Below are 7,579 nucleotides of genomic sequence, written 5' to 3'. Positions count from 1 at the left end.
CTAACCACCCTTCGGGCGCGGCAAAGCGTGGTGATCTGCAGACTCGGCGGGAGGTGGCGGGCCCCTACTAGCCGTGGCCCTTCCGCGTCGGCTCCTCTCCTCGCCGAAACTGCAGCTAACCACGCTCCGAGGGCGGCAAAGCGTGGTGAGCTGCACACTCGGCGGGAGGTGGCGGGCCCCCGTCTGCGGGTGGCCCGCCACCGGCGACCGTACCGCCTTGGCTACTGCTTGAAGGCGGCGTCGAAAGAGGCGCCGGACGGGGCGAAGTCGAAGGACTTCAGGAAGGCCAGCGCCTCAGGGGCGCCCTGCAGGCGGTCCATGCCCGCGTCCTCCCACTCCACCGAGATCGGCCCGTCGTAGCCGATGGCCGTCAGGGTCCGGAAGCTTGCCTCCCAGGGCACGTCCCCGCGGCCGGTCGAGACGAAGTCCCAGCCCCGGCGCTGGTCCCCCCAGGGCAGGTGCGAGGAGAGGATGCCGTTGCGCCCGCCACCCATCCGCATCTTCGTGTCCTTGCAGTCCACGTGGTAGATCCGGTCGGCGAAGTCGGAGATGAACGCCACCGGATCGATCTGCTGCCACATGAAGTGGCTCGGATCCCAGTTCAGCCCGAACGCCTCGCGGTGCCCGATCGCCTCCAGGGTGCGCTGGGTGCTCCAGTAGTCGTAGGCGATCTCCGACGGATGCACCTCGTGCGCGAAGCGGACGCCGCATTCGTCGAACACATCGAGGATGGGGTTCCACCGGTCCGCGAAGTCCTGGTACCCGGCCTCGATCACCTCGGCGGAGACCGGCGGGAACATCGCGACGTACTGCCAGATGGAGGACCCGGTGAAACCCACCACGGTCTTCACACCGAGCCGCTGCGCCAGGCGCGCCGTCAGCTTCATCTCCTCAGCGGCCCGGGAGCGCACGCCCTCGGGGTCGCCGTCGCCCCAGACCCTGGGCCCGACGATCGCCTCGTGGCGGAAATCGATCGGGTCGTCGCACACCGCCTGGCCCTTGAGGTGGTTCGAGATGGCCCAGACCTTCAGCCCGTTGCGTTCGAGGATGTCCAGCCGGTCCTGGATGTAGGCGTCGTCGTCCCACCGCCAGGCGTCGAGGTGGTCCCCGGAGACGGCGATCTCCAGCCCGTCGTAGCCCCACTGGCCGGCCAGTTCGGCCACCTTCTCGAAGGGCAGGTCGGCCCACTGGCCCGTGAACAGCGTGTAGTTTCGTCCCACTAAGCATCTCCTCGGTTCGGGAAGCGGGCGTGGGGCCCGGCCTCCGGCGTCACAGGTCCACCGCCCGGCTGCCCTGGGCCGCGCTGACCTGCAGGGCCTCGAGCACCCGCTGCACCGCGAGCCCGTCCTCGAACGAGGGGGACGGCGCCGTCCCGGACTCGATGGCCCGGAGCAGGTCCGCGGCCTGGCTGGTGAACGTCGAATCCCAGCCTAGTAGGTGGCCGGGCGGCCACCACGCTTCGAGGTAGGGGTGGGAGGGCTCCGTGGCGAGGATCGTGCTGTACCCCTGGGCCTCGGCCGGGGCTCCGGCGTCGAAGAACCTCAGCTCGTTGAGCCGCTCCAGGTCGAACCGCAACCCGCCCCGGGAGCCGAACACCTCGATCTGGAGCGCGTTCTTCCGGCCGGCGGCGACCCGGGAGACCTCGAGGCTGGCCACGGCACCGCTGCTCAGCCGGAGCGTCGCCCAGGCCGCGTCGTCGACGGTGACCGGTTCCGGTCCATGCCCGCCCTCCCGCGTTGGAACGAAGGTGTTCATGGTTCCGGACACCGAGACGACGGGCGTCCCGAGGAGGTACAGCAGCTGGTCGACGGCGTGGGAGGCGAGGTCGCCGAGGGCACCGGAGCCGGCGGTTTCCCTGCGCAGGCGCCAGGACATCGGGGCGCCCTCGTCCGAGAGCCAGTCCTGCAGGTAGCTCAGGCGCACCTGCCGGACCTCCCCGAGCCGGCCTTCGGCGATGAGCTTACGGGCCAGGGCGAGCGCCGGCAGCCGGCGGTAGTTGAAGGCGACCATCGACTGCACGCCGCGGGAGCGGGCCTCCACCGCGGCGGCCGCCATCAGCGCGGCCTCCGGTACGGAGTTCGCCAGCGGCTTCTCCACGAGGACGTGCTTGCCGGCCTCCAGGGCGGCGACGGCGAGCTCGGCGTGGAGGTGTCCGGGAGTGCAGATGTCGACGATGGCGATGTCGTCCCGCTCAAGGACGGAGCGCCAGTCGGTGGCGCTCTCCTCCCAGCCGAACTGCCGCGCGGCCTCCCGCACCTGCGCCGGATCCCGGCCCACCAGCACCTTCTGGGCGACCCGCGGCGAGGGGTAGAAGGCATTCACGTTGCGCCACGCGTTCGAGTGGGCCTTGCCCATGAAGGAATAGCCGAGGACCGCCACCCCCAGAGGATCCGCCGACACGTCGGACGGGGAAGGGGCGGGTGCTGGAACGGTGGTGGTCATGTGGGGATCTCCTTAGAGGGCGGCGGCGGGGACCGAGCGCAGGAACCGCAGTCCGTCCCGGGCCAGGGCGTCCTGTGACTCCGCAAGCGGGCGCCAGATGGAGGCGGCCGTGGCGATGCTGGCGTTGTCCGCCGTGAAGCTTTCAATGTTCACCGCGCCCCGGTAGCCGATGGCGTCGAGGGCTGTGAAGATGCCGGTCCAGTCGGTCTGGTCACCGCCCGGGGCTCCCCGGTCGTTGCCGCAGACCTGCAGGTGCACCAGGTGCTCCCCGGCGGCCCGGATGGCGTCCGCCGAGGAGCGCTCCTCAATGCCCAGATGGTAGGTGTCCAGGGCCAGGCCCACGCCCCGGCCGAGCAGCGGCCCGAGCGCCTCCAGCGCCTGGGCGGTGGTGTTGAGCAGGGAGGTCTCGTACCGGTTGAGGGGTTCGATTCCCAGCACGACGCCGGCCGCCAGCGCCTCCTCGGCCAGCGGGGCCAGGTTCCGGCGCAGCTGGGTGTAGGCGTCCCGCCGCGCCGCCTCATCCATCCGCCAGACGCGGCCGGTGGAGGAGTAGAACGGCCCGCACACCGCCCCGGCGCCGATGTCCCGGGCCAGGGCGATGCATGAGCGGAGGTAGTCCTGAGTCCGGGCAATCGCCGGCTCTTCGGCCAGGACGAGGTCCCGGCCCGGGGCCATCGCCCCGACTACGAAGGGCTGCAGGCCGCCCAGGGCGGCCCGCACCACCTCCGCGGTGAGGTCCCCGGCGTTCTCGAGGGGCAGCTCGACCGCATCGAAGCCCATGGCGGCGATGCGGGCAAGCAGCGGAGGCAGGGTGGCGTCGGTGAGCGGGGATTCCCACACCCAGGTATTGACGCCGATGCTTCGGTGCATGCTGCCCTGCCTCCTGAACGTGCTGCCGGCCGGTTACGGGATCTGGCGTTCCTGCCAGACCTCGGGGTAGCCCGGGAGGTCGGTGCCGCCGAACTTGGCGTAGTGGCCGTCCGGCATGCCCTCGTTCGAGGCAAGGAAGTCGGCCCGCTCCTCTTCGGGGATGGGGGTCTGCGGGAGCACCCATTCCTTGGGCACTTCCTCCCCGGCGAAGATCTTCTCGACGGCCAGCAGCGGGGTGCGCCACTGGAAGTTGGAGTAGACGGGCGCGAGTCCGGTGAGTCCGGTCTCCTCCCACTTGCGCAGGAAGCTCATCTCGTCCTCCCCGGTCATCACCGGGTAGTCCTTGCCGGCGTCCTCGAAGGCTTCGATGGCCGCGACGGCGCCGTCACCGGCGTCCATCCACACACCCTGCACGTCGCCGGTTGACAGCTCATCCGAGATGATCTTCTTGATCTCGGTCGGGTCGGCCCCGGTGAAGTAGTCGGTCGCCTCGATGCCGTTCTCCTCGAAGATCTTCTCCGCCGCCGCCCAGCGCTGCTCGAGCACGTCGACGCCGGGGAGGATCCGCAGGGCCACGACCTTGTCGCCCTCCTCGAGGTTGTCGACAAGGAATTCGGCGGTGTCGATGCCCCAGGCGAAACCGCCGATCGGGTGGATGAAGGTGGTGGCGCAGTCGGTCTCGACGCCGCGGTCGAAGACGATCACGGGCTTCCCGGTCTCACAGGCCCGCTCGACGGCCGGAGTCATGGCGGCGGTGGAGTTGGGCGAGATGATGAACGCGTCACAGTCGCCCTCGGCGATGAAGTAGTCGATGTCGGCGATCTGGGTGTTGTCGTCGTCCTGCGCGTCCCTCGTCTCCATTTCGGAGATCACGCCCTGCTCCACGAGCACCTCGAGCTGCTGGTTCATGGTGATCCAGCCGGTCTGGCGCCACGGGTTGGAGATCGACGCGTTGGCGAAGCACACCTTCTTGGCGCCCTCGGACGCGAACTCGGAGGTGTCGGTCATCTCTCCCTCGAGATACTGGAGCCACGGCTGCTCCGGGTCGCCGGTGAAGCTGGCCGAGCGCTGCTCGGACTGCTCATCGAACGCCGCCTGGTCGAACCACTCGTCGCCGCCCTCCTCGGCCGGGGTGGCCGCCGCCTCCCCGCTTTCGGTCTCGGCGGCCGGCGGATTCTCGATGGATGGATCGGTGGTGCACGCGGTCAGGGCGAGCAACGCTGCCGCTGCGACCACCGTGACCTTTGATTGGATGCTTCGGCGCATCATTTTCCTCCCTCATTGGTGCCCACTGCGGGCGGCTGTGCAATTGGTGTCTGCTTGTCGTGGGTGGCGCTGGACGCCCCGCGCCGGCGGCGCTCCCAGGTGCGTGCGCCGGCCGCGACGGCGGCGACGATGATGATGCCCTGGACGGTGTCGCGCCAGGTCGATGCGACGCCGGCGAAGTTCAGCAGCGCGAAGAGCATCTCCAGGGCGAAGGCCCCGGCGGCCGCGGAGAGCACCCAGCCGCGGCCGCCGCCCAGCACCACCCCGCCGAGGACGACGGCGGTGATGGCCGTGAACTCGTAGCCACGCCCCACCGAGGGGTGCACCCCGGCGTAGCCGACCAGGATGATGCCGGCGACCGTGGCGGCGAGCGAGGAGAGGATGAAGGCGCGGGTGCGGATCCACCACACGCGGGCCCCGGTCAGGGCCGCGGCACGGGCGTTGTCGCCGACGGCGACCAGGGTGCGCCCGTAGGGCCGGCGCATCAGCCAGAAGGCCCCGCCGGCGATGGCCAGGAGGATCAGCACCGGGTAGGGCAGGATCTCGAGCACCGGAATGTTCTCGATGCCGCCGCGGCCGATCTGGCGGAAGGTGTCTGCGGGGTTTCCGGTGGCGGCACCGCCGGTCCAGTAGAGCACCAGGCCCAGCAGGGCGAGCATCATGCCGAGGGTGACGATGAAGCTTGGAATCTTCAGCAGCGTCGTCACGAGGCCGTTGATCAGGCCGATGAGCGCGCCGAAGACGAGCATCAGGAGCAGCACGGGAAGGACCTTCGCGTCGTCCTGGCCGATGAGGTTCCCGGCGATAATGACCTGGGCTGTCACCACCGATCCCATGGAGAGGTCGAACTCGCCCGAGACGATGACGAAGTACTGCCCGATCGCGGCGATCGCGATCGGTGCGGTGCGGCCGATGAAGCGGATCAGGGAGCCCGGCTCGCCGAAGGAGGGGTTGACGACGATGACGGCGGCGAGCAGGGCCAGCAGCAGGAGAAACACCGCCCCGCCGGGGGTGCGCATTCCGCGCAGCAGGCGGTCCTTCCGGGGTGAGCGGTCGCGCCGCAGTTCGGCCTTCCGGTCCGGGGCGAGGGTGCTCATGCGCCGACCTCCTGCCGGGTCGACACGGTTTCCTGCGGGGTGTCGTCGAAGCGGGCGGTCCGGCTGACCACCCGGCGTCCGGCGTAGACCGCGACGGCGGCGACGATGACGATGCCGCGCACCACATCCTTGAGGAAGGGGTTGATCTGCAGAACGCTCATGATGTTGTCGATCATCGCGAAGATCAGGACGCCTCCGAGGGTTCCCACGAGTGATCCTTTTCCGCCGGCCAGCAGGGTGCCGCCGAGGACGACGGCGGCGATGGAGAGCAGGTCGTAGCCGCCCTGGCTGCCGATGGTGGGACTGCCCACCCCGAGCCGCGCGGCCAGCAGCAGTCCCGCCATGCCGGCCAGGACGGAGCAGATGATGTGGGCGGCGATGATGGGGGTGCTGGTACGGATGCCCGACATGCGGGCCACGTTGATGTCGCCCCCCACGGCGTACATCGAGTGTCCAAGCCGGGTGCGGTCGAGCACCAGCAGGACGACGGCGGCGCAGGCGAGCATGATCAGGGTGGAGATGGGTACCGGTCCGAGGCCGGTGGCACCCACCAGCCGGAAGGACAGCGGTGCCTGCCCGGAGCTGCCCTTGTAGTTGGTGGCAAGGTAGCCGCTGATGATCAGCCCCGTGCCCAGGGTGGCGATGAAGCCGTGGACCTTCAGCCCGGACACCACGAGCCCGTTGATCAGACCGATGACCGCAGCCACCGCCAGGGCCACGAGGACGCCCGGAAGGATATTGGCCGGCTGGTTGGCCATGATCCCCGCCGCGAGCAGGCTGCTCAGGCTCACCACGTAGGGCACGGAGAGATCCAGGCTTCCCACGAGGATCACCAGGGTCTGGCCGATGGCGATGAAGCCCAGGACGCTGGTGCCGGTGAGGATCGAGGAGACGTTGCCGGCGCTGAAGAAGCTGCGCCCTGCGGCGGCCACGAGGATGGTGCCGGCGATGATGGTCAGCAGCACCACGAGGTAGACGATGTGGGTCGAGGTGAGCCGGGAGGTGATTTTCATGGAAGTGCCGTTTCGTTCCGGGCCCCGGTGGCCAGCTGCAGGACCTGTTCCTCGCTTGCCCCTGCCGGGAGGACACCGGCGATCCTGCCGTCGCGCATCACCATGATGCGGTTGCTCATTCCCAGCAGTTCGGGCAGTTCACTGGAGACCATGAGCAGCGCCTTGCCTTCGGCGGCGAGGCTCCGCATGAGCTCGTACACGGCGAGTTTGGCCCCGACGTCGATGCCGCGGGTCGGTTCGTCGAGAAGGACCACCAGCGGGTCGATGGCGAGCCACTTGGCCAGGACGACCTTCTGCTGGTTCCCGCCGGAGAGGTACTGCACCTCCTGGTCGAGGTCCCGTGCCACAACTTCGAGCGAGGACAGGACGCCGGGGGTGGCGGCGCGGGCTTCGGTGGTGCGCGAGGGGAAGACAGACCGGATCACCCCGAGCGCGTTGTTGAGGATCGACTGGTTGAGGCTCAGCCCCTGGGCCTTGCGGTCTTCGGTGATCAGTGCGACACGCCGGCGGATGGCCTCGCGGGGGGAGGCCGCGGTGAAGGGCCGGCCGTCGAGCTCCATCCGGCCGCGGGTGAAGGGCGCGGCGCCGAAGACCGCCTCCACGAGCTCGGTCCGCCCCGAGCCCTGCAGCCCGGCCACCCCCACGATCTCGCCGGCCCTCAGGTCGAGGTCAATGGCGTCGAGCTGGTGGTTGCCGCCGCCTTCGACGCTCAACAGCGTCCGGCCGACCGTAGTGCCCGGGCGCACCTCCGGGTAGTAGGCCGAGATGGGGCGGCCGACCATCATGCGGACGAGGGCGGCGTCGTTGAGCTCCGCCGCGGGGCGGGTGCCGACGACCCGGCCGTCCTTGAGGACGGTAATGGTATCGCAGAGGTCGAAGATCTCCTTGAGC

At 69.7% G+C, this 7,579-nt stretch carries 7 protein-coding genes; all 7 read right to left on the bottom strand.

Going from position 1 to position 7,579, the window contains the following annotated elements:
* Nucleotides 1-221 precede the first annotated feature (221 nt).
* Nucleotides 222-1,220 carry a sugar phosphate isomerase/epimerase gene (locus QZX79_RS12605; RefSeq protein ID WP_294568608.1) on the bottom strand — a complete coding sequence of 333 codons (999 nt, stop codon included), beginning with the start codon at nt 1,218-1,220 and terminating at the stop codon, nt 222-224.
* A 49-nt stretch (nt 1,221-1,269) separates the two neighbouring features.
* Nucleotides 1,270-2,442 (bottom strand): Gfo/Idh/MocA family protein, encoded by a 1,173-nt coding sequence (locus QZX79_RS12600; RefSeq protein WP_294568607.1) that lies wholly within the window; start codon nt 2,440-2,442, stop codon nt 1,270-1,272.
* 12 nt (nt 2,443-2,454) lie between these two features.
* On the bottom strand, nt 2,455-3,312 hold the full coding sequence (locus QZX79_RS12595) for a sugar phosphate isomerase/epimerase (protein WP_294568606.1): 858 nt from the start codon (nt 3,310-3,312) through the stop codon (nt 2,455-2,457).
* A 33-nt stretch (nt 3,313-3,345) separates the two neighbouring features.
* Nucleotides 3,346-4,578, bottom strand: a complete 1,233-nt coding sequence (locus QZX79_RS12590) for a substrate-binding domain-containing protein (RefSeq protein ID WP_294568605.1) — start codon at nt 4,576-4,578, stop codon at nt 3,346-3,348.
* On the bottom strand, nt 4,578-5,675 hold the full coding sequence (locus tag QZX79_RS12585; RefSeq protein ID WP_294568604.1) for an ABC transporter permease: 1,098 nt from the start codon (nt 5,673-5,675) through the stop codon (nt 4,578-4,580). Before QZX79_RS12585 ends, QZX79_RS12590 begins: the two co-directional genes overlap by 1 nt.
* Complete coding sequence (locus QZX79_RS12580; protein ID WP_294568603.1) at nt 5,672-6,688, bottom strand: ABC transporter permease; 1,017 nt, start codon at nt 6,686-6,688, stop codon at nt 5,672-5,674. Before QZX79_RS12580 ends, QZX79_RS12585 begins: the two co-directional genes overlap by 4 nt.
* Nucleotides 6,685-7,579 (bottom strand): ATP-binding cassette domain-containing protein (locus QZX79_RS12575; RefSeq protein WP_294568602.1); only part of this gene is annotated, 895 nt, incomplete at its 5' end. The genes QZX79_RS12575 and QZX79_RS12580, both read right to left, overlap by 4 nt.

The sequence above is a fragment of the uncultured Arthrobacter sp. genome (assembly GCF_902805515.1).
In the GTDB taxonomy this organism is placed as follows: Bacteria; Actinomycetota; Actinomycetes; order Actinomycetales; family Micrococcaceae; genus Arthrobacter_D.
This window is presented reverse-complemented; position numbering and strand designations above follow the sequence as displayed.